This window comes from Streptomyces sp. NPDC048211, assembly GCF_043202315.1.
GTDB lineage: Bacteria > Actinomycetota > Actinomycetes > Streptomycetales > Streptomycetaceae > Streptomyces.
The window spans coordinates 1,140,252-1,164,385 of record NZ_JBIDAD010000002.1; the positions used below are offsets into that span (position 1 = coordinate 1,140,252).

At 70.4% G+C, this 24,134-nt stretch carries 18 protein-coding genes and 2 pseudogenes; 11 read left to right on the top strand and 9 right to left on the bottom strand.

Annotated features, from left to right (window positions below; all coding sequences use genetic code 11):
* Positions 1–15 precede the first annotated feature (15 nt).
* On the bottom strand, positions 16–1,080 hold the full coding sequence (locus ACGFZA_RS11835; RefSeq protein WP_393678779.1) for an ATP-dependent DNA ligase: 1,065 nt from the start codon (positions 1,078–1,080) through the stop codon (positions 16–18).
* Positions 1,081–1,177: 97 nt separating this feature from the next.
* Between ACGFZA_RS11835 and ligD the strand changes: the two genes are divergently transcribed.
* Together ligD and ACGFZA_RS11845 are read left to right on the top strand one after the other, a co-directional pair.
* Positions 1,178–2,188 (top strand): non-homologous end-joining DNA ligase, encoded by a 1,011-nt coding sequence (gene ligD, locus ACGFZA_RS11840; protein WP_393678903.1) that lies wholly within the window; start codon positions 1,178–1,180, stop codon positions 2,186–2,188.
* A gap of 170 nt (positions 2,189–2,358) precedes the next feature.
* Positions 2,359–3,384: an ABC transporter permease gene (locus ACGFZA_RS11845; RefSeq protein WP_393678904.1), complete on the top strand. Its 1,026-nt coding sequence runs from the start codon at positions 2,359–2,361 to the stop codon at positions 3,382–3,384.
* Positions 3,385–3,400: 16 nt separating this feature from the next.
* Here ACGFZA_RS11845 and ACGFZA_RS11850 read toward each other — a convergent pair whose 3' ends face one another.
* Both ACGFZA_RS11850 and ACGFZA_RS11855 read right to left on the bottom strand, forming a co-directional pair.
* Positions 3,401–5,638 (bottom strand): OmpL47-type beta-barrel domain-containing protein, encoded by a 2,238-nt coding sequence (locus tag ACGFZA_RS11850; protein ID WP_393678780.1) that lies wholly within the window; start codon positions 5,636–5,638, stop codon positions 3,401–3,403.
* Positions 5,635–8,127 (bottom strand): ThuA domain-containing protein, encoded by a 2,493-nt coding sequence (locus ACGFZA_RS11855; protein ID WP_385280315.1) that lies wholly within the window; start codon positions 8,125–8,127, stop codon positions 5,635–5,637. Before ACGFZA_RS11855 ends, ACGFZA_RS11850 begins: the two co-directional genes overlap by 4 nt.
* Positions 8,128–8,406: 279 nt before the next feature.
* Here ACGFZA_RS11855 and ACGFZA_RS11860 point away from each other — a divergent pair, with 279 nt between their 5' ends.
* Both ACGFZA_RS11860 and ACGFZA_RS11865 read left to right on the top strand, forming a co-directional pair.
* A complete protein-coding gene (locus tag ACGFZA_RS11860) occupies positions 8,407–9,420 on the top strand; it encodes a multicopper oxidase domain-containing protein (RefSeq protein ID WP_385280318.1) in 1,014 nt (337 codons plus the stop codon).
* Positions 9,421–9,900: 480 nt separating this feature from the next.
* A pseudogene (locus ACGFZA_RS11865) lies at positions 9,901–10,188 on the top strand (transposase); the annotation flags it as partial.
* Between the two features lie 103 nt (positions 10,189–10,291).
* Here ACGFZA_RS11865 and ACGFZA_RS11870 read toward each other — a convergent pair.
* Both ACGFZA_RS11870 and ACGFZA_RS11875 read right to left on the bottom strand, forming a co-directional pair.
* Positions 10,292–11,398 carry a serine hydrolase domain-containing protein gene (locus ACGFZA_RS11870; protein ID WP_393678781.1) on the bottom strand — a complete coding sequence of 369 codons (1,107 nt, stop codon included), beginning with the start codon at positions 11,396–11,398 and terminating at the stop codon, positions 10,292–10,294.
* 429 nt (positions 11,399–11,827) lie between these two features.
* A complete protein-coding gene (locus ACGFZA_RS11875) occupies positions 11,828–12,214 on the bottom strand; it encodes a VOC family protein (protein WP_393678782.1) in 387 nt (128 codons plus the stop codon).
* Positions 12,215–12,333: 119 nt separating this feature from the next.
* Here ACGFZA_RS11875 and ACGFZA_RS11880 point away from each other — a divergent pair, with 119 nt between their 5' ends.
* Positions 12,334–13,251 (top strand): LysR family transcriptional regulator, encoded by a 918-nt coding sequence (locus ACGFZA_RS11880; RefSeq protein WP_385289146.1) that lies wholly within the window; start codon positions 12,334–12,336, stop codon positions 13,249–13,251.
* 463 nt (positions 13,252–13,714) lie between these two features.
* On the opposite strand, the pseudogene ACGFZA_RS11885 reads toward ACGFZA_RS11880, so the two are convergent.
* From ACGFZA_RS11885 to ACGFZA_RS11900, 4 genes and pseudogenes are all read right to left on the bottom strand, one after another.
* Positions 13,715–14,001, bottom strand: a pseudogene (locus ACGFZA_RS11885) (transposase); the annotation flags it as partial.
* Between the two features lie 78 nt (positions 14,002–14,079).
* Positions 14,080–15,630: an ArnT family glycosyltransferase gene (locus ACGFZA_RS11890; protein ID WP_393678783.1), complete on the bottom strand. Its 1,551-nt coding sequence runs from the start codon at positions 15,628–15,630 to the stop codon at positions 14,080–14,082.
* 317 nt (positions 15,631–15,947) lie between these two features.
* Positions 15,948–18,215 (bottom strand): DEAD/DEAH box helicase, encoded by a 2,268-nt coding sequence (locus ACGFZA_RS11895; RefSeq protein ID WP_393678784.1) that lies wholly within the window; start codon positions 18,213–18,215, stop codon positions 15,948–15,950.
* A gap of 106 nt (positions 18,216–18,321) precedes the next feature.
* Positions 18,322–19,104: an IclR family transcriptional regulator gene (locus ACGFZA_RS11900; protein WP_385278595.1), complete on the bottom strand. Its 783-nt coding sequence runs from the start codon at positions 19,102–19,104 to the stop codon at positions 18,322–18,324.
* Between the two features lie 196 nt (positions 19,105–19,300).
* On the opposite strand from ACGFZA_RS11900, the gene ACGFZA_RS11905 reads away from it, so the two are divergent.
* The 6 genes from ACGFZA_RS11905 (at position 19,301) to ACGFZA_RS11930 (ending at position 24,130) form a co-directional block, all read left to right on the top strand.
* Positions 19,301–19,411, top strand: coding sequence for a putative leader peptide (locus ACGFZA_RS11905; RefSeq protein WP_385278597.1), 111 nt, complete (start codon positions 19,301–19,303; stop codon positions 19,409–19,411).
* Between the two features lie 153 nt (positions 19,412–19,564).
* Complete coding sequence (locus tag ACGFZA_RS11910) at positions 19,565–20,593, top strand: ABC transporter substrate-binding protein (protein WP_385278599.1); 1,029 nt, start codon at positions 19,565–19,567, stop codon at positions 20,591–20,593.
* Entirely contained in the window at positions 20,590–21,606 is a 1,017-nt protein-coding gene (locus ACGFZA_RS11915) for an NrtA/SsuA/CpmA family ABC transporter substrate-binding protein (RefSeq protein ID WP_393678785.1), read from the top strand. The genes ACGFZA_RS11910 and ACGFZA_RS11915 overlap by 4 nt, the downstream gene beginning before the upstream one ends.
* Positions 21,603–22,487 carry an ABC transporter permease gene (locus tag ACGFZA_RS11920; RefSeq protein ID WP_385278603.1) on the top strand — a complete coding sequence of 295 codons (885 nt, stop codon included), beginning with the start codon at positions 21,603–21,605 and terminating at the stop codon, positions 22,485–22,487. Before ACGFZA_RS11915 ends, ACGFZA_RS11920 begins: the two co-directional genes overlap by 4 nt.
* Positions 22,484–23,242, top strand: coding sequence for an ABC transporter ATP-binding protein (locus ACGFZA_RS11925; protein WP_385278605.1), 759 nt, complete (start codon positions 22,484–22,486; stop codon positions 23,240–23,242). Before ACGFZA_RS11920 ends, ACGFZA_RS11925 begins: the two co-directional genes overlap by 4 nt.
* Positions 23,243–24,130 carry an ABC transporter substrate-binding protein gene (locus ACGFZA_RS11930; RefSeq protein WP_385278606.1) on the top strand — a complete coding sequence of 296 codons (888 nt, stop codon included), beginning with the start codon at positions 23,243–23,245 and terminating at the stop codon, positions 24,128–24,130.
* Positions 24,131–24,134 lie beyond the last annotated feature (4 nt).

Below are 24,134 nucleotides of genomic sequence, written 5' to 3' on the forward strand. Positions count from 1 at the left end.
TCCGGGCGCGTACGTTCAGCCGCCTGCGGACAGCACCTCGGCCAGGTCGTACCGGACCACCTCTTCCAGCTGCGCGTAGGTGCAGCCGGAAGGGGTGCGGTCCGGCCGCCATCTGCGGAACTGGGTCGTGTGCCGGAACCGGTCGCCCTCCATGTGGTCGTACGCGACCTCGCAGACCCGCTCGGGACGCACCGCCACCCAGGACATGTCCTTCTTCCCCGACCAGCGGCTCGGGGTGCCGGGCATCCGAGAACCCTCGTGCGCCTCGGCGTCCGCCCAGGCCCCCCACGGATGCTCGGCGACATCCGTCACCAGGGGTTCGAGCTCGGCGACCAGCTCGGCGCGGCGCTTCATGGGGAAGGCCGCGCAGACGCCCACATGCTGCAGAGCGCCCTGCTCGTCGTACAGACCGAGCAGCAGTGAGCCGACGACCGGGCCGCTCTTGTGGAACCGGTAGCCCGCCACCACGCAGTCGGCGGTGCGCTCGTGTTTGATCTTGTACATCGCGCGGGTGTCCGGCCGGTACGGCAGATCGAGCGGCTTGGCGACGACACCGTCGAGCCCCGCCCCCTCGTACTGCTCGAACCACTCCTGGGCCACGGCCGGATCGGTGGTCGAAGGAGCCAGATGGACCGGGGCCGCGGCATCGGCGAGAGCGGCCTCCAGCACAGTGCGCCGGTCCGACTGCCCGGTGTCCAGGAGCGAGTCGTCGCCCAGCGCGAGGAGGTCGAAGGCGACCAGGCTCGCCGGGGTCCGCTCCGCCAGCAGCCGCACCCGGGAGTCGGCGGGGTGGATGCGCTCGCTGAGCCGGTCGAAGTCCAGCCGGCCGTCGTACGCGATCACGATCTCACCGTCGACGACACAGCGCGGCGGCAGGTTCTCCCGGACCGCGGTGACCAGCTCGGGGAAGTACCGCGTGAGGGGCTTACCGGTGCGGCTGCCGATCACCACCTCGTCACCGTCCCGGTGCACGATCGCCCGGAAGCCGTCCCACTTGGCCTCGTACTGCATCCCGGGCGGGATCCGTTTCACGGATTTCGCGAGCATCGGCTTCACGGGCGGCATCACCGGCAGATCCATGCCCCGATTGTGGACCGTAAGGCGACCGGAGTCCTCCGATATGCGCCATATGTGCACCCCGCCTACCGTGGCCGACATGGCAGCAGCGGGCAAAGCGGTGGAGCTGGACGCGGGCGGACGGGCCGTACGGCTGTCCAATCCGGACAAGATCTACTTTCCGGAGAAGGGCTACACCAAGAGGGACGTGGCCGAGTACTTCCTGGCCGTCGGCCCCGGAATCCTGCGCGCCCTGCGCAACCGGCCCACCACCCTCCAGCGGTTCGTCGACGGCGTCGAAGGCGAGTTCTTCTACCAGAAGCGGGCCCCGAAGAACCTCCCCGAATGGATTCCCACCGCCGAGATCGCCTTCCCGAGCGGCCGGTCCGCGCGCGAGATCTGCCCCACGGAGGTGGCCGCCGTCCTCTGGGCCGCCAACCTCGGGACGCTCACCTTCCACCCCTGGCCGGTCCGCGGCGGCGACACCGAGCACCCCGACGAGCTGCGCATCGACCTCGACCCGCAGCCCGGAACCAACTACGCCGACGCCGTCCGGGCGGCCCTCGAACTGCGTTCCGTCCTGGAGGAGCACGGGCTGCGCGGCTGGCCCAAGACCTCCGGCGGACGTGGCATCCACGTCTTCGTCCCCATCGAGGCACGCTGGACGTTCACCGAGGTCCGGCGGGCGGCCATCGCGGTGGGGCGGGAACTGGAGAGCCGGATGCCCGACCGGGTGACCACTGCCTGGTGGAAGGAGGAGCGCGGCGAGCGCATCTTCGTCGACTACAACCAGACAGCCCGCGACCGGACGATCGCCTCCGCCTACTCCGTACGCCCCCGCCCGCACGCCCCGGTGTCCGCGCCGCTGCGCTGGGAGGAGATCGAGGACGCCGAACCGCGCGACTTCGACATCCGGACCATGCCGGTGCGCTACGCGGAACAGGGGGACGTGCACGCGGACATGGACCAGGAGGCCTTCCGGCTCGACTCGCTGCTGGAGCTCGCCGACCGCCACGAGAGCGACGGCGGCCCGGGTGACCTGCCCTACCCGCCGGAGTACCCGAAGATGCCGGGAGAACCGAAACGGGTACAGCCGAGCCGCGCCCGCCACGACGAGGACGGCGACGCGTGAGCCCATCCGGCCAGGACCCCGACGCGCACGACAGGGCGCAGCAGGGGCCGCATCCCGACGCGCAGCCGAAAGCGCACCCCGACGCGCATGACAAGGCGCAGCAGGGGCCGCATCCCGACGCGCAGCCGAAAGCGCACCCCGACGCGCGCCACGGGGCGCACAGCAGGCCGCTGACCCGGGGTGAGAAGTGGGCGGCGTACAAGGAGTCGCCCTACTTCCCGGCGACTGTCCTGCTGTTCATCCTCGCGGCGGCAGCGGGGCTCTTCGCCGGTTCGTACACGTACGCCATGGCCAATCCGACCCCCCACCGGATTCCGACCGCCGTGGTCAGTCAGCCGGACACGGCCCGCGGCCGGGAGTTCGTCGCCGCGATGGACAAGGCCCTCGACGCCTCCCTCGTCATCCACGTCTACCGGACGCCGGCCGCGGCGCGTGAGGCGCTGGAGGAACAGGAGGTCTTCACGATCGTGCGGTCCGGCAGCCGCGGGGTGCAGCTGGACGTCGCGAGTGCCTCCGGCGCCGCCGTCGCCCAGCTGCTCGCCGAATCCGCCGTGAAGGTGGGGGACGCGCTGAACATCCCGATCGCCGTCGCGGACGTCAAACCGCTCCAGAAGGGCGACCCCCGCGGACTCGCGCTGTTCTACATCTCGCTCGCCGCCGTGATCGTGGGATTCGTCGGCTCCATCCAGCTGAGCGTGCACGCCAGGAGCCTGATCCCCCTCGAACGGATCGCGTTCACCGTCGCCTATTCGCTGCTGGGCGCCTTCGCCATCGCCGCGGTGGTGGACTGGCTGCTGGGCGCCGTCGATCTTCCCTTCGCCGAGTCCTGGCTGATCCTGGCGTTCACGATGTTCACCTCGGGCATGGTCTTCACCATGTTCAACACCCTGATGGGGCGCTGGGCCATGCTCCCGACCTGGGGCGTGATGGTGCTTCTGGGGAACCCGTCCTCCGGCGGGGCCGTGTCCTGGCCGCTGCTGCCGTCGCTGCTCGGGCACATCGGACGCTGGCTGCCGCCGGGCGCGTCCGTCAACGCCCAGCACACCGCCGTCTACTACCAGGGCCACCGGAAGCTCTTCCCGTTCCTGGTGCTCGCGGTCTGGTGCCTCGTCTCCATCACGGTCTTCTGGGTATGGCGCCACCGGCACCCGGGAGGCCGCGACCACATGCCCGAGCATGCGGCCGCGGCCACCTGATACCGAACGGCGCTGTCTACAGCTCCTGGATCCGGATGTCCCGGTAGGAGATCACGTCCGAGGTGCTGTGGACCTGGAGCCCGATGTAGCCGGAGGCGTACCGCCGGCCGTCGGTGCCCGGGTCGTCACCCCGCGGCGGCTCGAAGACCTGACCGCCCGTGTTGTCGAACTCGTTGAGCAGGACACCGTTGCGGTAGATCGAGTAGTGCTGGTCCACCACCCGGATCTCGTAGTCGTTCCAGGTGCCCTTGGGAGTGACCCCGGCGCCCGCGAGACCCACCCGGTCGAATCCGTAGACGGAACCGGTCTTGTACATGTCGCCGTCCGGCCGGTCGTTGACCTGGATCTCATGGCCGTACTTGATGGCGACCCACTCCGGATTCGGCTCCTCCGGGTTGTCGTGGACGTTGGGGAAGCGCACGAAGACACCACCGTTGGCGTTGCCCGTGCCGGGAGCGTCGTCCCGCCACTGGAGCTTCAGCGAGAAGTCCCCGTACTGGCGCTCGGGGAACCACAGCATGCCCATGCCGTCCACCGTCGTGGAGCTGGTGATCGAGCCGTCCGCCTCGTTGAGCGCGAACTGCCCGCCGCCCACCTGCTGCCACTTGGCGAGCGAGGCGGCCGTGCCGTCGAAGAGCTTGCGGTAGCCCTCGTCCTGGCCCGGCTTGCCGATGCCGGACTGCTTGGCCGCCTTGTAGATCTTCGTGTGCTCGCGGGCGTCGATCACCCCGGCGGTGAGCAGCTTGTCGAGGACCTTGTCGACGTGCTTGAGGAACAGCGCGTGCGACGACCAGTCCTTCTCGTCCTCGATCAGCTCGTTGATCGTGCAGCGGTTGCCGGTGATGCGGTTGGGGACGCCGGTGTCGACGGTGCCCACGATGACGGTGAGGCGCTCGTCGAACTCCGGGCAGTTCGGCGCGGGTACGCCGCCGCTCTGCGCGATGGTGAACGACGTCTGCTTCGCCTCGGAGGTGTTGCCCGCCTTGTCCGTGGCCCGGTGGGCGACCGTGTGGTAGCCGATCCGGTCGACGATGACCGTGGCCGTGTACGCGAGGTACGGGCCGCCGTCCAGTGAGTACTCGACCTTGTCCACCCCGCTGTCGGCGTCGGTCGCGGTGACCGTCACCTTGGCACTCGTGAGGTAGGCGCCGTCCGAGTTCTTGTCGCCCTCGACCTTCGCGGACGTCTCGGGCGGCGTGGTGTCCTGGGTCGGCGGTTCGACGACGGTGAACTCCACCGCCTTCTCCGCGGCCGCGTTGCCCGCCTTGTCGGTGGCGCGGTAGCGGACCTTCTGCGCCCCCACCTCGTGCACCATCACGGGACCGGTGTACGGCTGCCAGGCGCCGTCCGCCCCGAGTGCGTACTCGATGGTGTTGACGCCCGAACCGGTGTCGGACGCGGTGACGGTGACCGTCGCCATACCCAGGTACTGCCCCTGGTCGTCCTTCTCCCCGGACACGGTCGCCGAGGTCTCGGGCGCGGTCGTGTCGTCCGTCGGCGGAGCGGCGACCGTGAACTCGGCCGTCTTCTCCGCCGCCGCGTTGCCGGCCTTGTCGGTCGCGCGGTACCGGATGGTGTGCGCGCCGACCTCGTTCACGACGACCGGCACGGTGTACGGCTGCCAGGCGCCGTCCGCCCCGACCGCGTACTCGACCGTGTCGACGCCCGAACCCTCGTCGGTGGCGGCGAGGGTGACCGTCGCCTGACCGATGTACGCGCCGTCGGCGTTCTTGTCGCCGTCGACCTTCGCCGAGGTCTCGGGTGCGGTGGTGTCCTCACCGCCGCCCCCTTCGGTGACGGTCAGGATGCCCTGCATCGCCTCGTGCCCCGGCATCGTGCAGTGGTAGAAGTACCGGCCGGGGGTGAGCGTGACCTCCGCCGTCTGCTTGCCGCCCTGGTCGTCGCCCGGGTTGGCCAGCAGGTTCAGCGGAACGTCGTTGTTGAACTCGGGGTCCGACACGCTGAACGTCAGCGTGTGCGGCATGCCCGAGGTGTTCCCGGTCGCCTCGCTGTTCTCGAAGACGATGGTCGCCTTGCCGGCCACCGCCGTCTTCGGTGCGGACAGGTAGTGGTCGATGGCGTTGCCCGCCGTCCAGGTCAGCACCTGGTCGGCCGCCGCGTCCGCCGGGGCCGCCGCCCGGCCGTACGCCGCCGTCGACGTCAGTCCCAGGACCATCAGCAACGACCCCAGCAGGGCGAGCCACAGCCGCGCGGGCCGGTACCGCCTTCGGAAGAAGATCGAACGGTGTCTCACTGCACTGCCGCCTTCCTGGCCAGGTCCTTGACGGCCGGGGTGGGTGCGCCGCCCTTGTACGTCACGCGCCACAGCGCGGACTTGGAGTCGGAGGTGAAGAAGCCGCGCCCGTAGTCCAGGACGTACAGCGAACCGTCCGGGGCGAACTTCCAGTCCATCAGGTTGCGGATGCCGTCCGCGCCCACCGGGATGATCTCCTTGAGGGACTCGGCGTGGGTGGGCAGACCGCCCTTGCCGACCGTCTTCGGATCGGTGAGCACGGCGTGCCGCGGCTGGGTGTCGTCGTAGAAGTCACCGACGAACCACTTGCCGTCCCAGTAGGACGGCCACTTGTCGGCGCTGGTGCTCGCCGCGTCGTACCGGTAGACCGGGCCGTTCATCGTGGCCTGGCCACCGCCCTTGAGCCAGGGCAGGAGTTCCTTCTGGTCCTCCACCTTGTAGCTGGGGATGCCGTTGGCGTCGCGGGGGTAGTCCACGCCGCCGCCCTGGGGCGAGTACCAGATGGTGTTGGACGTGATCGGCGGCAGGTTGACCAGGCCGTCGTTGTTCGGCGACTCGTTCTTGGGGTGGTCGCAGTCGTACCAGCCGAGCGGCTTGCTCGGGTCCGGCAGGTTGCGGTCCCGGTAGGGCTGCTTGTTGCCCATGCAGTACGGCCAGCCGTGGTTGCCCGCCTTGGTGATCGCGGCGAACGTGTCGTACTTGGCCGGGCCCCAGGTGGTGCTCGGGGCGCCCGCGTCGGGTCCGACCCAGCCCGCGTACAGCGTGTCGGTCGACTTGTCGACGGAGATCCGGGCCGGGTTGCGCACACCCATCACATAGATCTCGCCGCGGGTCTTGCCGCCGCCCTCGGCGGTCTCCTTGCCGGTGAAGAGGTTGCCCTCCGGCAGGGTGTAGGTGCCGTCGTCCTCGGGGTGGATCCGAAGGATCTTCCCGTTGAGGTTGTTCGTGTTGCCTGCGGTACGGCGGGCGTCGGCGAACGAGACGCCCTTGTAGTTCGGCTGGGGGTTGTTACCGGAGTAACCGTCGCTGAACCCCGAGGAGTTGTTGTCCCCGGCCGCGATGTACAGGTTGCCCTTGGAGTCCCAGGCCATGCCGCCGCCCGCGTGGCAGCAGCTGTGGATCTGGACCGGCCAGTGCAGCAGCACCTTCTCGGAGGAGAGGTCCAGCTTGTTCGTCGCCAGGTCGAGAGTGAAACGGGAGACCTGACGGACCGCCATCTGCTTGTCGCGGTCGATCTTGTCGTGGGGTGTGTAGTGCAGATACACCCAGCCGTTCTTCTCGAAGTCCGGGTCGAGCTCGATGCCGAGCAGACCCTCCTCGACCTTGACCAGCTCGTCGCCGCCGCCCTTGTTGCCGAAGACCGTCAGCTCACCGGCGAGGGTGACCTTCTTCGTCTTCGGGTCGTAGACGTGGATCTGTCCCAGACCCTTGCCGACGTTCGGGTCCTTCCAGTCGGTGACGACCGGCACGCTGCTGTCCGCGCCGCCCCGGCCGATGTACAGGACGCGCCCGTCGGGGGCGGTCACCAGGCCGTGCGGCTCGCCGATCTGGTCGTTCTTGCCCGGCTGGTTGGGCTGAGTGACCCGCTCCGCCTTGTAGTTGGAGGTGATCGTCGCCTTGCAGTCGGCCTGCGAGATCCGGGTCGTCCAGTCCAGCGCACCGCGCAGATGGTCACGGAAGTCGGCCTCGGCGAAGCTGTCGACCGTACCGCCCATCGCGGTGTAGAAGGACCGGCCGCCGTCGTAGTCGCGGCACCAGGAGACCGGGTGGTCCCAGCCGTTGGCGCTCGTTCCCGGCTTGTACGTGATCTCCCGGACCCGCGCCACGGTGTGCACGTCGCCGGATGGATTGTCCTTCCAGTTCAGCCACTTGTCCGGGCGCTTCCACTCCAGCGGCAGGTTCTTCGTCGCCGGGTGCTGCCGGTCGCCGATCTCCACCGTCGCACGCTGTACGGCGGTGGGGCTGCCGGCCGCCGGACGTGCGCCGACCAGACCGGTGAACCAGTCCGAGTACGGCTCGGTACGCGCGGCGTCATGGATGCCGAGGAAGCCGCCGCCGGCCTCCATGTACGCCTCCAGACCGGCCTCCTGCTCCGGATCGAGGACGTCGCCGCCGCCCGTCAGGAAGACGACGGCGTTGTACTTTCCGAGTTGCTTGCCGTTGGTGAAGACGGCCGGATCGTCGGACGCCACGGTCTTGAACCGGCCCGCCTCCGGACCGGTGAGCCCGATCTTCTCGATCGCCGCGATACCGGCGTCGACGGTCGGGGACTCCTCGGTGGCGGAGGCGTGGAAGACGAGCACCTTGACGTTGGCGCCGCCCGGTGGCGACGGCAGGGACAACGTTGTCGCCATGGTCCCCGGTGTACCTGGGTCCGGCCTGGCACTGGCGGCATTGCCGCCGAGCAGGGAAGCGGTCAGTGCGGCGGCAGCTACGGCCGCCGCAGGCCCGCGTCGCGATCTGGACCTGTGATGTGGTGTGCGCTGCATGTGGTCACCCACCCCTCTTTGGTCACTGCAACAGCTTTGGCACTGCAACAGCGCATGAAGCTAGACCTCTTTTCGCGACTCGCCAATAGCTATGGCAGCAATCGCACGAACTTTGTCCTTAGTGTGGATAAACGAAGATCCCCGGGCTACGGTATGGCCCGTTCCGGAGGTGGCCGTGCCAGCGGCCCGTCGGCCCTCGCGGCCTGCGTATCTCCGTGCCTCATGCCGTAGTTGTCTCGGCTTGCTCCGCAAGACCCTTCCAACAGTGGGGAGTTAGACATGGACCGAAGGAGCTTCAACCGGCGGATGCTGATGGGTGGCGGGGTGGTGGCGGCGACCGGCGTGACATCGTTGTCCCTCGGTGCGATCGAGGCCACCTCCGCGGAGAACCCGCCTCCGACGGCGCCCGCGGGAGGGGCGGTACGTCATCTCAAGCTGTATGCGGAGAAGCTGGCGGACGGCTCGATGGGGTACGGATTCGAGAAGGGCAAGGCGTCGATTCCCGGCCCGTTGATCGAGATCAACGAGGGCGACACCCTGCACATCGAGTTCGAGAACACGATGGACGTGGCGGCCAGCCTCCATGCGCACGGTGTCGACTACGACATCGCGAGTGACGGCACCCGGATGAACCGGAGCATCGTCGAACCGGGCGAGACCCGTACGTACACCTGGCGCACCCATGTCCCGGGCCGGCGCAAGGACGGTACCTGGCAGCCGGGCAGCGCGGGCTACTGGCACTACCACGACCACGTCGTCGGTACGGACCATGGCACGGGCGGCATCCGCAAGGGGCTGTACGGGCCGGTGATCGTGCGGCGCAAGGGCGACATCCTGCCCGACAAGACCATCACGATCGTCTTCAACGACATGACCATCAACAACAAACCCGCCGACAAGAGCCCCGACTTCGAGGCGACGGTGGGCGACCGGCTCGAAGTCGTCATGATCACGCACGGCGAGTACTACCACACCTTCCACGTCCACGGTCATCGCTGGGCGGACAACCGTACGGGCCTGCTGACCGGGCCCGACGACCCGAGCCGGGTGATCGACACGAAGATCGTCGGGCCTGCGGACTCCTTCGGCTTCCAGGTCATCGCGGGCGAACACGTGGGCGCGGGCGCCTGGATGTACCACTGCCATGTGCAGAGCCACTCCGACATGGGTATGGCCGGAATGCTGCTGGTGGCCAAGGCGGACGGGACGGTACCGGGGCACGACGGGCACACCATGGCGGCGTCCCCGGAGGCGAAGACCTCGAAGGAGGCGTCCGCGCACGAGGGCCACTGACGGCCGTCACGGCATTCCTGGCGGGCGCGCGGAGGTGTAGGGCAGCCCTAGGGCGTGTTGTGAAAGTAGCGTCGTCCGCCCGGAGGGCGGGGCTCGCGGCGTCTGGTGCGGTGCATCGCAAGGCGGAGGGCCGCCCGCGTACTGGACGTACTCGGGCGATCCCGACAACGCGGCGAGGTGCCGTGCCAGGCGTCGCGAGTCAGACGGGACTTTCACAACACGCCCTAGGGGGCCTTCGGATCCGTACCGGCGCCGCACCGGCCGGCGGCCCGCACCTGCGGCCGGGCCGGCCGGTGCGGCCGGAGAGCTGAGCGGCGTCCTCGTCGGGGACGGCGGCGACGGGGAGAGGCGCTGCCCAGTGCTGCGAGAAGGCGCGCGCGGCGTCACGCCGACGGCTTCTCGGCTTGGCGTTCAACCTCGCACGTCACCCGACCTGCTGATCTGCGGTGTTTCCCAGGACAGCGGAGGCAGCCGTTCTCCATCGCCGCCCACACCCAGCTCCGCCTCGCCCGACCCCCTCCCCGAGGACCTCCGACGGCCCTGGGAACGACGAGTCGAACCCCGCCGCCTTACCCCGGCCCGGATGAGGAGGGGGTTTCCCCGCATCCGCGCGACCGCGGCCCGCCCGCAGCCGCACCGAAACCGTCCCGCCCAGGCCCCGGACGATCTCTGGGCTCGAAGAACAAGCACCGGGCCAGGCACCACAACGTCGGCAAGACGACCGAACGCGCCGAGCCGATCAAGGAACACAAAGCCCAGCGACCATAAATTTCAAGCTCGGACCGGGACGTAGGCGGAGGGCACAGTCACGGTAGGGCAGCGGCCCATGTGCGACCGGCCGCTCGCCCCTGTTCGCGGGGATGGCACGTGGTTACGCGTGTCCGGTGGCTCCGAACACTTCCTGGACGAGCAACTGCGTCGCCTGCTGGAAGGCCGGTGCCATGGACAGCGTCGCATCGTCCACGTAGTTCAGGGCCGCGGTCAGCGTCCTGCTGCCGTCCGGAGTGCTGTACATCAGTGCCGCGTGGCCCGCCATTCCGCCGTTGTGGGTGATGACCGTGCCGCCTTGCTCGCCGGTCTCCTGCACGAACACTCCGAGGCCGTAGCCGGCCTTGGCGTGCGGCTTGTACATCTCGGCCAGCAGCGGGGCCGGGAGGAGCTTGCCGCTCGTCAGTGCGGAGACGAAGGTGTGGAGGTCTCGCGTGGTCGAGATCATGTCGCCTCCTGTGGAGATCCAGGAGGGGTTCTGACGAGTGACGTCGACCGTTGTCTGCAGGCCGGCATCGTCCTCGTAGCGGTAGTAGGCGTTCGGGTGTGGCTCCGCGATGTCGACGTCGGTGTCCGGCAGCGAGGTGTCGGTCAGGCCGAGCGGACTCAGGATCAGCCGCTGCGTCTCCTCAGCCAGGGAGTTGCCGGTGACCTTCTCGATCAGCAGCCTGATCAGCACGTAGTTGCTGTTGGAGTAGCTCCAGTCCGCGCCCGGCTCGAACCGCGCCGGCTTGGACAGAGCCAGCCGTACGAGCTCTTCGGGCGGGTAGGTCCGGAAGCGGTTGTCCACCCATTCCCTGCCTGCGGTCGTGGCGATGATTCCCGGCGCGAAGGTTCCGTCCTCGTAGTACTCGCCCGTGAAGTTGAAGACGCCGCTGGTGTGCTGCAGCAGCATCCGTACGGTGATTCTCGGGTCGAGCCCGATGGCGGGCAGGTAGTCGGCGGCGGCGGCATCCAGCCCGATCGCGCCCTCGGCCACCAACTGGAGCGTCGCTGTCGCGGCGAAGGTCTTGGTGTTGCTGCCTATCCTGATGTGGCCGCCGGCCGGCGGTTTCGCAGTCCCGCCCAGCGTGCGCAAGCCGGCGCTGCCTTCCCATCGGCCGTTCTCGTCGTGCACGAGCATCGTGACCCCGACGAAACCGGACTCGATCATTCCGTCAATGATCCTCTGCAACTCCGGGCGGTCTTGATCGGGAAAAGTGGCAGACATGTGTATGTGCTCCTGAAGAGTGGCTGGATATTCCTGAACCACGGTGTCGTCGGGCTTGAGCCGTGGCCCGTCGTTCGGATTGCTGGGGTGTCGTTCAGCTTGCACGCGCGAGGTGGTGAGCGCGGTGCCCCGCCTTCGCCGTCCTCGCCCGGGGCAGTGATGCACGAGCAGAGACCCGTTCAGCGCCGTAGGGGTGGCCGGTGATGTTTCAGCGGCACCCTTCCCGCCGTGCGGGGCAGGTGTCGAGCCCACCGGTGCCTCTGCGCCAACCGTCTCGTAGCCGCTTCGTCCCCTCGAACCGCGGAGGACGGGAGCCCAGCTGCAAAACTGATCGAGGACATGACAAGTACTGAGGGCACGGTTGCCTCTTTCGGACAGGACTGACGGGAAGTGCGTCGGAAGGGCGGGGCATGCGCACGCCGAGTGTTGTCAGGCTCCGGTCGGCGGCACCCATTCCACGAGCTGGATCACCAAGCCGTTGGGGTCGGTGAGCTGAAGCGCCCACTCTCCCCAGGGCCTTTTGTGCACCGGAAGCGTGATCCTGGCACCCTCGCGCCGCAGACGCTGGTACTCGGCATGGATGCCGGTGACGGCGAAGGAAATGGCCACGCCCGCATGCCCGGAGGAGGTCGGCTGCCGGTCACCGGGGCCTGCATGTCTGCTCAACACGAGGTCGGTGGCCGCATCGTCACGGGAGAGGAGGGTCGTCCCCTCCGCGGCCAGCACCTCGCGGTACCCGAGGTGGCTCACGAAGAACCGGGCCGATGACGCCGGGTCGTCGATGGTGAGCAATACGGCCGTCCCTATGATGTTCATCCGCTGAACCCCCTTCCACGCGTCCGGCTGCTTTCACGGTCAAGCATCACGGCCGCCGAGGAGGCGATCAAGGACGTTTCGTGCAACGGCGGTTAAGTCAGCGGTATACGAAGCGGGGGATGGAGAGCGTGGAACTGCGGGAGATAGAGATCTTCTTGGTGCTGGCGGAAGAGCTTCACTTCGGCCGGACGGCGGAGCGGCTGCGCGTCACACCGGCCCGGGTCAGCCAGGCGATCAAGAAGCAGGAGCGGGTCATCGGCGCCGAGTTGTTCAAGCGGACCAGCCGCAGCGTCCAGCTCACGCCCGCCGGCAAGGTTCTGCAAGAGGGCCTCTCCGCCGGCCACCAGAAGATCAAGGAAGCCCTGTCCTGCGCGGCCTCCGTCGGCCAAGGCATCACCGGCGAGCTCGACGTCGCCTACTCCGCCGCGTGGTGCGGCACCCTCGTCGTGGCTGCCACCGACGTCTTCCGCGCCCGCCACCCCAACTGCCGGGTCCGTATCCACGAGTCCCCGCTCCTTGACCCGATCGGACCCCTGCGCGACGGCAGGCACGACCTCCAGTTGGTCGAGTTGCCCATCGAGGAGCCGGACATCGTCAATGGCCCGGTCCTCTTCTCCGAACCCCGTGCGCTCGTGGTACCCGCCGGGCACCCCTTCGCCCAGCAGGAGTCGGTCTCGATGGAGGATCTCGCGGAGGCCCCCCTGATCACGGTGACGAGTCAACCCCAGTACTTCCTCGACCACCACTACCCCCACCGCACACCACAGGGACGCCTCATCCCCCGCGGTCCCTCCACCACCGCCTGGCAGGAAGTGCTGGCGCTGGTGGGCGCGGGCAAGGGCGTCTCTCCCACCTGCGCCCGAGCGGCCAACTACTACTCTCGTCCCGACGTCGTATACGTGCCCTTCCGCGACGCGCCGACGGTTGAGTACGGTCTCCTCTGGGCGGCCGTGGGCGGCACCGACAAAGTGCACGCGTTCACCCAGGCCGTGCTCGATACGGCTCAGCTTGCGGCCACGGACCGGACGGAACGGTAGGAACGGCGCGGTACGACCCTCGTGAAGTCTTCGCGGTCCCGCAACGGGACCGCAGGCCTCCGAGCCGTCGTTGGCACGTTCCTCTCGGCGCGGGGCCGGATGCTCCGGTTGTGCTCCGGCCCGCTCTCCGCGATGGAGTGCCCTGCCGGAGAACGTGGCCATGCGAGCGGAATGGATTCTCCCGTCCCAGCACCCTCTACTCGCGAGTCCGGACCGGCACCGAGGACGACTGCCGTGACGGTCTCCGTATCCACGTGCGTGGCGATCAGTGAGCCGCGCTGCCCTGCTCGCCGCGATGGCAGGGCTGGCCCTCGTCTGCGCCGGGGCAGCCATCGCCGTGGGCACCACGTCGGAACCGAGGCCGCGGCCGACCCCACCGCGGGTCTACTCCTCCTGTCTGGCGGCGGACACGGAGCAGGTGTCGGCGGACGACGACCCGTGCGGCGGCCGCCGAGCTTGAAATTTATGGTCGCTGGGCTTTGTGTTCCTTGATCGGCTCGGCGCGTTTGGTCGTCTTGCCGACGTTGTGGTGGCTGGCCCGGTGCTTGTTCTTCGAGCCCAGAGGTCGTCCGGGGCCTGGGCGGGACGGTTTCGGTGCGGCTGCGGGCGGGCCGCGGTCGCGCGGATGTGGGGAAACCCCCTCCTCATCCGGGCCGGGGTAAGGCGGCGGGGTTCGACTCGTCGTTCCCAGGGCCGTCGGAGGTCCTTGGCGAGGGGTCGGGCGAGGCGGAGCTGGGTGTGGGCGGCGATGGAGAACGGCTGCCTCCGCTGTCCTGGGAAACACCGCAGATCAGCAGGTCGGGTGACGTGCGAAGTTAAACGCCAAGCTCAGGCGTAATGGCGGAGTTCGGGCCACATCGTGGCCCAGGGGCGGCGGGGGCCGGTGCAGAGATAGACGTGGCCGCCCCATTCCACGTTGTGGACGCCGTACGGGTTGGAGACGTCGGCGGCCACGGTGACGTGGCGGAAGTACCGGCGCAGTTGGGCGGCGTAGCCGGGGGCGTGGTCGGGGCCGGGAGCCACGGCGATCACGGTGGTGGCCGCCGGTCTGCCCGGGCCCCACCACCAGCCGGTGTTGTGGGCGCTCACGGCCGTGGGCAGGCCGGTGCCGCGGCCGAGTTCGTTGATGGCGCCGGCCTCGCCGTAGTCGGCCGCGAAGATCACCGCGTCGGCGCGCTGTTGGGGTGGGAGGCCGGTCCACACCTGGCGTACGGTGCTGACGAGTTGGGGCCATCCCAGGGTTTCCCCGGAGTTCGTGCTGATGCCGTAGGTCCAGGCGATCGAGGCCGGCGGCAGGATCGGCAGGACGATCACGGCGAGCAGGGCGGTCGACGCCGCGGTCGCGGTCATGAGGGCGCGCAGGCGGTCGGGGCGGGCGTGCAGCCACTCGTCGAGTCCGACCGCTCCGGCCGCCAGCAGACATACGTACAGTCCGCCCAGGTAGTAGATCTGGGCGCCGGTGGTCGCGGCGAACAGGACGAACAGGACGGCGTACGCGGTGACCAGGCATCGCCACAGGGGCCGGCCGGAGCGCCAGAGGAAGCGCAGGCCCGCCGTCCAGAGGAGCGCCATGGCCAGACCGGCTGTGGCGAGCTGGCCCACTATCCAGACGGGGATGTTCTGCGGGCCTCCGTTCTTCCCGTTCAGCGCCCGCGTCATCTCGAACATGGCCCACTCGTGGTGGGCCTGCCACCAGAGGTCGGGCAGGACGAGCAGCACGGCGATCCCGGCGCCCGCGAGAAGGAAGCGATCGGCCACCGTGCGGCGGGCCGGGCCGATCAGGGTCGCGGCGAGCAGGACGATGCCGAAGATGCCCGCGAGGTGATTGAACTCCGCTCCGATGCCGACGAGCGCTCCGGCGACGAGCCACCAGCGGGTGTCACCGGTGCGGCCGATCCGTACGATCACGAGCGCGATCGCCGCCCAGGCCAGCACCTCGTACGAGGTGGTGTTGGCGATATGGGCACCGCCCAGGAGTACCGGCATGGTCGCCGTCGCGACCGCTGCGAGGAACTGGGTCCGCCGGGTGCCTCCGAGCTCTCGCGCCGTCAGCCCACCCACGATCACCGTGCCCGCGGCGGCGAGCGCGGGCCACAGCCGCAGGCCGGCTTCCGAGACGCCGAACATTGACAGTGAGACACGGGCCAGCAGTGGCGCCAGCAGGGGCTGGTCCACGTAGCCGGCCTGGAGGTGCCGGGCGGAGTCGAGGAAGTACAGCTCGTCGATGTGGAAGCCGTAGCGCGTGGACAAGGCCATCAGTACGGCGAAGACCAGGCCCGCGACGGTGAGGATCCGTCGGTCCACGGGGGCGATCCGTCCGTCGCCGTCAGCGGCCCCGTTTGCCTGCTGCGTCCGGTCCGTGCCCACCTGGTCTGCCATTGCCGTCCCGCCCGCCCCGTAGCCCCATCGGCCCGGTGCACGCCGAGCCGCCCACACCCTAAACCCTGTGCTGCTCAAGCGAGTTCGAGGATCGGGCGGATCCTGACCGCCGTCGTTCCATGGCGGGCGGCGCGGCGTCGTGGAGCGCGGCCGCGGTGCTCTGCCTCTGGAGGCGGTTGATCCCGCACGCGACCGCGTGGCGCTCCCGGCAGAAGGCCGGGCCGAAGGCGGCGCCCGGCCACCGCGGGCGCTGAGCGGGTGGCGGTCCCGCGCCCCTGGACCCGCTGCCGGCGAGCGGTCCGGGCATCCCGATCGGATCAGGCCGGGCTCGCGCCCGTTCCGAACGGAAGGCCCTGCGTCCCGCCCACCGTGTCGGGGCGGGACCGGTCCGGGCTCTCCGCGTCCGCCACCCCGGCCAGACGCTGCTGCTCCTCCTCGACGATGCGCCGGGCCAGCGACCCGTCCGACACGTCCACGGCGTCCGGCGTCGTCTCGGCGACGTCGCTGCGTCGTGCGTACGCGTCGAACAGCCGCTCCTTGCGGGCCACGATGTCCAGCATCCGCTGGTCGACGCTGTCCGCCGCGAGGAGCCGGTGCACCTGGACCGTGCGTATCTGGCCCATCCGGTGCACACGGGCCACGGCCTGGTGCTCCATCGTCGGCTTGATCTGCGGTTCGCAGAGGATGACAACCGACGCGGCCTGCATGTTCAGCCCGACCCCGCCCGCCTGGATCTGGCTGAGCAGCACCGCGTGGCCGTCCGAGGCCGCGAAGCCGTCGATCAGCTGCTGCCGCCGGGCGGCCGGCACGCTTCCGGACAGCGGGCCGGACACGTTTTCCCCCAGCGCCTGCCGGACCGTGTCCAGCACCTCGCGGAAGTAGGAGAAGACGACGACCTTCAGGCCGTTGTCCGCGGCCTCCGCGACGAGCTCGCGCAGCCGGTTCAGCTTGGCGGACGTGGCCGGGTGGGCGTACGCGGCCCGGCGCATCCGCATGAAGTGCCCGGCGGTCACCGCCTCGTGGTAGGCCCGCCGGTCCGGCTCGCTGAACTCCTCCCACTCGTCGACCTGCACGAGCGCGGGCAGTTCGGTGAGCACGTCCTGCTGGTTGCGGCGCAGATAGGCGGGGGCGACGGCCCGGCGGAACGCCTGTGAACCGGCGACACCGTGCGTGGTGCTGACCGTCGGCGCCAGCTCGGGCCGGAGATGGCGGACGAGGCTGCGGAACTCCTCCACCCGGTTCTCCATGGGGGTGCCGGTCAGGAAGAGCACGTGCTCGGTCGCTTCCGACCAGCCGGACACCGCACGGGAGCGACGGGTGGCCGGATTCTTGACGTAGTGGGCCTCGTCGACGACGAGCATGCCGGGCCGTACCCCGCTGTCGCCCGTGTCGGGGAGCGTGTGCAGGGCGTCGAAGGTGGTCAGCGCGACCCCGCCGCTCTCGCGCCACTCGGCGAACGCCGCCTGCCGTTCCGGCCCGTGCACCGGCAGGGCGCGCAGTGTGGAGCGGGCACGGATCTCACGCGTCCAGTTGATCAGCACACTGGCCGGGCACACCACGAGGAAGTGTGTCTCCCCGCGCGCCGCGAGATGGGCCAGCGCGGCGATGGCCTGCACGGTCTTGCCGAGCCCCATCTCGTCGCCGAGGATCACCCGCTTCTGCGCGAGCGCGAAGCGCGCGCCGAACGACTGGTAGCCGCGCAGCGAGACCCGCAGCCGGGCGTCGTCGAGCCGCAGACCGCGTACCCGGTCGGCGATGCCGGACGGCAGGAAGCCTTCGGCCGCGTCCCGGTCGGGGCCGGTGCCGGACATCTCCGCCAGCAGGCTGTAGTACTCCGCCGACCGCAGCTCGAAGTCGACCCAGGCCGCGACGTCGGACTCCGGGTCCCGCAGCAGATCGACCGACACCTGGCCGAACAGCAGGGGGAGTTCGCGCTCCACCGCGTCGGCGACGGCCGCCCGCACGGAGACGACGGCCTCCAGTGCCTGTGCCCGGGGCCGGCGCCGGGTGAAGAGCATCCGCAGCCGCCCCCGGGCCGGTCCGGCCGCGACGAGCGGCGGCTCCAGACGATCGGCCAGCCGGCGGGCGCCGTCCACGGCCCGCCGCACGTCCGGCCCGGCCTCGACCAGCCGGTACAACGCGGTGACCAGGGCCGTCGTGGCGTCGTCGGGGGTGTCCACGTCTATCCGCAGGGCGACGGTGTCCCGCACCGCATGCGCGATCTGGCCGGCCGCGGCCAGGGTCTGGTCGGCCGTCTGCGCGCCGACCCCGGGGATCTGGCGGAGCTCGTAGCGGCTGGCCCCGTACACCTGCCCCACGGTCGTGAAGCCGGCCTGCTCGACGGCGCCGAGGCGCAGCCGGCCCTCGGTGACGTCCTTGAGCCGGGACACGGGGATCGACGACAGATCCTCGCGTACGAGGGAGTCGAGGAGCGGGTCGAGGGCGGTGCGGACGGCGGTGACCGCGCGGGCGTGGTCCGCGAGGACCCCCCGTGCGGCGTCGAGCAGCCCGTCGGCCCGCGCCAGCAGCTCCCGGGCGGCACGCCCGGTCGGCGCCCCGCCCTCCGTGGAACCGGACTCAGTCATGTCGTTCCTTCTGTCCCCGCCGCCTTGCCGCCCCGCTCTTACGGATTCCGCCCGGAGCGACTCATATCGTCCCACGCGTGACTGACAGCGGGGTCCGGCTGAGGGCTCAGGCCGAGGGGGGCCGCCGCTCCGCCGGGGACAGCAGAAGGACCTCCAGAGCGCGTGCGCAGGAGCGCGCCTGTGCCAGGAACCAGTCGGTGCGCGCTTCGGTGATCACGGACGGGGTGGCCCGTACCGCAAGGGCGAAGCGCGCATGCCCGGCGCCGTTCAGCACCGGCACCGCCAGGGTCCGCACCCCGTGGGCCGACTCGCCGTCGTTGACGGCGTAGGCGTCGGACCGCACCCGTGCCAGCTCCGCCTCCAGGGCCGCCGGTTCGACGATCGTCCGGTCGGTGAAGGCGGGCAGCGGCGGCAGCGAGGACGGTCCGCCCTCGCCGGGCCCCGCCCAGGCCAGCAGCACCTTGCCCAGCGCGGTGGAGTGCAGCGGCCGGCGCAGCCCCACCTTGGGGGTCACCGAACCGCCCGCGACGATCACCGCGTGCGGTCCACTGCGGAGCGCCAGGTCGGCGGTGGCGCCCGTGCGTTCGGCGAGATCGGCCAGTTCGGGCGCGGCCAGATGCAGACCGCGCTGGTGGTAGGAGAGCCTGCCGAGCTCGGTCACGGCCGGGCCGAGCCGGTAGCGGGACGTCCGTGGGTCCTGCTCCAGGAATCCGGCGCCGAGCAGGGTGCGGGCCAGCCGGTGAGCCGTGGACGCCGACAGCGTCAGGCGACGGGCGAGGTCGGAGGCGCTCAGGTCGGGGCCGTTGTCGTGGAAACAGTGCAGGACGTCCAGGGCGCGCCGGACGGCCTGGGCCCCGCCGGGAGCGCGTACTGCGGCGGCCTCGGTCATGGGGGTTCACTCTCCGCTCGTGGGGGGTGCGGGGCCCGACGTTGCCACATTGCGGGAGTCGGTCCGGGCCGGAACGGCCGGGTGAAACACGCCGTTCATACGTAATCCCACATCATGGGAAGCGAGTTGTGGGCCGGCGCCGTCCCGTGGCAGTCTCTGCGGACGTCACCACGGACGAGCTGAAGGGAGCACCGCCATGGCAGGCCGCCGCATCGCGACCCCCGCCCACGCCGCTCCGGTCCCGCTCGCCCTCACGCTGCGCCGTCACATCGATCTGGCCCGCGTGTCCAGCGCCGCCTGTCGCTGACCCTCCCCGCACGCTCCTCTCTTCTTCTCTTCTTCGCGCCCGACGCGTCCCTCCGACGCCTCACGGGGCCCCCGCCGACGCACCTCCCGGTTCCGGGACGTGCGTGCCGTGCCCGCCTGCCTCCCCTGCTTCGCCGATCCTCGGGAAGACTCCATGACGCCTGCCGTCCTGCCCCGGACCCTCTGGTTCACCCGCTGTCCCGTACCCACGGCCACCGGCATCGCCGCCGACCGGCAGTGGCTCACCGACGAGTTCGCCGCCGACGGCATCTCCGTACGCTCCCTCCAGGACGCCTCCCCGGACGCCGACCGTGCCGCGCACTACACCCACGCCCTTCCCGGACTCTTCCGGGAAGGCGGTAACGTCCCCGCCCTGTGGGCCCGTTCGCGGGGCGAACGCACCCGGCTGATCGGTCTCACCTGGATCGAGGAACGCCAGACCGTCCTGGTCGCACCCGGATCCGGCATCCGGGGTGCCGAGGCGCTGCGCGGGCTGAGGCTCGCCGTGCCGAAGCACGACATCGCCATCGACTTCTGGCGTGCGATGGCCCTGCGCGGTTTCGACGGGGCACTCGCCTCCGCCGGACTCGCACCGGAGGACACCTCGCTCGTCGACGTACCCGCCGACGGGCACGAGGGCCAGTGGGCGGCCGAACTGGCCGCACTGCGGCGCGGCGACGTCGACGCCGTGTACGTGAAGGGTGCGCTGGCCGTCGAAGCGGCCCGCCGCGCCGGTGCCGAGGTGGCCGTCGAACTCGACGACCTGCCCGACCGCCGGTTCCGCGTCAACAACGGCACCCCGCGCCCCATCACCGTCCACCAGCAGCTCCTCGACGACCACCCCGCCCTGGTCGACCGCTTCCTCGCCGTCCTGCTGAAGGCAGCCGACTGGGCCGCCGGGCAGCCCGACGAGGTCGCCCGCATCCTCGGCGCCGAGACGGGTGCGGGAGCCGACGGAGTCGCCGGCGCCTACCGGCCCGGCACCCACCTGGCCCTCCACCCCGACCTGTCCGCCGAACGCCTCGGCCTGCTCGCCGCGCAGGAGGCCGGGCTGCGCGCCCACGGCTTCCTGCCCGAACCCGTCGACATCGCGGCCTGGGCCGACCCCGAACCGCTGCGCCGCGCGGCCGCACTGGCCCGCCGCACCTCCGCCCCCCTGAGCCCAGAGGAACCCTCATCGTGAACATCCCCCGGCCACTGCGTACGACAGCCCTTCCGGCAGTCCTCACGGTCTCCGCGCTCGTCGCCCTCACCGCCTGCGGCACGTCCGAGGCCGACAGCGCCCCGGGAGGTTCGAAGGCCACGGTGACCGTCCGCATCCCGGACCCCGGCAACTCCGGCGTACTCGCCCTCGGCAAGAAGGACGGCAGCCTCGACAAGGCCCTGTCCAAGGCGGGCGCCAAGGTGGAGTGGACCGGCAGCGCCGGCCCGTTCGCCCCCGCCGCCCAGGCGATGAACGCGGACCAGCTGGACATCGCCACGGGCTCCATCACCTCCGGTATCACCTCGCTCGCCCAGCGGCCCGGCTTCAAGTTCTTCACCGCCGTCGACCCGGACGCCGCGGGGGAGGGCATCCTCGTCAGGAACGGATCGGGCATCGGCTCGGTGGCCGACCTGGTCGGCAGGAAGGTCGCCGTCAACCAGGGCGGCACCGGTGAGTACCTGCTGCTCAAGGCCCTCGCCAAGGCCGGTATCCCGGCGGACGAGGTCACCCGCGTCTATCTCCGGCCCGACCAGACCGCAGCGGTCTTCAACGCGGGCAAGGTGGATGCCTGGGCCGTCTGGGCCACCTACGCCGTCGCCGAGATCGGCAGTGGCAAGGCGCACTTCGTCGCGGACGGTGCGGCGATCGGCTCCGACAACTACAGCCTCAACGCCGTACGGACGAAGTTCGCCGAGCAGCACCCGAAGGTGGTGAAGGCCCTCTACCAGTACCTCCACGAGGCCAGCGCCGAGGAGAAGCAGAACCCGGCCGCGTACCTCAACGTCTTCACGGACGTCGGCCCGACCGCCGTGACCGGAAAGGCCAAAGAGGTCCAGACCCGGTTCACGGCCGAGGGCGGCACCGTCGAACCCATCGGCCCCGAGGACATCGCCCGATTCGAGGACGTCGCCGCGTTCTACGCCGAGCAGAAGGTCACCAAGGACCGGGTCGACATCGCCGCGCACCTGCTCGACGTCGGGGAACTGACATGAGCGACACCACCACTGCCCCCGGGCTCGTGGGGCGGGGCGGTTCCCGCGCCGACGACACCGCGGCCCCGCCCGCCGGGCTCGTCCGGCCGCGTCCCCAGCTCCGCAGAGCCCGTAGCCGGGGCTACGCCCTCACCGTCCGCACCATCGGCCCGGTCCTGCTGCTGGTCCTGTGGTGGGTGGCATCCGCCACCGGCCTCCTCACCCCCGACGTCCTGGCGTCACCCGGTGAAGTAGTGAGAGCCACAGGTGAGTTGTGGGGCAACGGGCAGCTGCCCGACGCCCTCACCACCTCCCTCACCCGGTCCGGTCTCGGCCTCCTGGTCGGCCTGGCCGCCGGGCTGACCCTCGGCATCACCACCGGATTCACCCGCCTCGGTGACGAACTCCTCGACTCCTCGCTCCAGACCCTGCGCACCATCCCGTTCCTCTCCCTGGTGCCGCTGTTCATGGTCTGGTTCGGGATCAACGAGACGGCGAAGATCCTCCTCATCGCCGTCGCCACCACCTTCCCGATGTACGTGTCGACATCGAGCGGAGTGCGCAACACCGACCCCAAACTCATCGAGGCCATGCGGAGTTTCGGCATGGGACGTCTCGCCCTCGTGCGCGAAGTCGTCCTGCCCGGCGCCCTGCCGTCCCTGCTCGCCGGACTGCGCCTGTCGATGACACTCAGCGTCATCGCGCTCATCGCCGCCGAGGAGATCAACGCCACCGCCGGCATCGGCTATCTCATGTCCCAGGCGCAGAGCTACGCCCGCACGGACATTCTCGCCGTCTGCATCCTCGTCTACGGGCTCCTCGGGCTGGCCGCCGACATCGTCGTACGGCTGCTGGAACGCGTGCTGATGCCGTGGCGCACTTCCCGGGGAGCCACCCGATGACCACCGATCCGACGTCCGTGCCCGCCGTGCGGGTGAGGGGGCTGCGCCGCGTCTTCGGCGACCGGGCCGTCCTCGACGACCTGCGACTGGACATCGCCCGGGGCGAGTTCGTCGCCCTGCTCGGTGCCAGCGGCAGCGGCAAGACCACGCTGCTGCGCATCCTCGGAGCCCTCGACGGTGCCGACGGGGGAGAGGTGCTCGTCCCCGAGGCGCGCACCATCGTCTTCCAGGAGCCCCGGCTCGTCCCGTCGAAGAAGGTCCTCGCCAACGTGACGGTCGCGCTGCCGCGCAACCGCTCCGCCCACGGTCTCCGGGCCCTGGCCGAAGTCGGTCTGGAACGCCATGCCGAGGCCTGGCCCGCCACCCTCTCCGGCGGTGAGGCCCAGCGTGTCGCACTGGCCCGCGCCCTGGTCCGTGAGCCCGAACTCCTGCTGCTCGACGAGCCGTTCGCCGCGCTCGACGCGCTGACCCGGCTGAAGATGCAGGACCTGGTCGGCGAACTGTGCCGCCGGCACCGGCCCGCCGTCCTGCTGGTCACCCATGACGTCGACGAGGCCGTACGGCTGGCCGACCGGGTCGCGGTCCTGCGCGACGGCCGGCTCGTCACCGACGAGACCGTCGACGTCGACCGGCCGCGCGACCCCGGCGACCCCGCCTTCGCGGCCCTGCGCCGGCGCCTCCTGGCCGACCTCGGCGTAGACGCCCCCGCACCTTCCCTTCCGTCCCCCGTACGTACCGAAGCCGGAGTGATCTGAATGACCCTCACCATCGGTGTCCACAGCAGCAATCCGTCCCTCTACCACCTGTACCACCTCTCCCGGCTGGGCTTCGCCCAGGAGGAGCTGGCCCCGCTGGGTGAGACCGTCGTCTTCCACCCGTACACCAACGGCGTGCGCACCGGAGAGCTCCTGACCCGGGGGGTCATCGACTTCGGCGGCACCGGATCCACCCCGCCCGTCACCGGGCAGGCCGCCGGGCACGACATCGTCTACACGGCGGTCTCCGCCCCGCGCCCCGAACACGGCGCGCTCCTCGTCCCCGAGGACAGCCCCGTGCGCACCGTCGCCGGCCTCAAGGGCTCGACCGTGCACCTCGCGATCGGCTCCTGGCAGACCCATCTCATCGCCAAGGCCCTCGACGACGCCGGGCTGTCCTACGCCGACGACATCACCGCCGTCCGCAGCACCCCCGACAGCGAGGAACTGCTGCGCACCGGAGAGATCGCCGCCTGGGTCGCCCAGGGCGCCGAGCTGGCCGCGGCGCGGCGCACCGGCGGACTGCGGACCCTGATCCGGACCGGTGACGTCATCAGCGACCGTTCCGTCTTCTTCACCCGGCGTGACCTGGCCGAATCCCGGCCCGAGGTGGTCGAGGCCCTGACCCGGGCGCTCCGGCGCGCCGACGCGTGGGCGGCGGCCCACCCCCGGCAGGCGGCCGAGATCGCCGCGGCGGACCTCGGCGGATCGGCCGACGACTGGGAGACCGCGCTCACCTCGCTCCCCTGGACGATCGAGCCCGTCACCGACGCCTTCATCGCCGAGCAGCAGGAGGCGGCCGACATCTTCCACCGCACCGGATTCATCGACCGGCCGGTCACCGTGGCCCACGCCCGCGCCCGTACCGCTGCCGACAAGGCGGTATGACGAC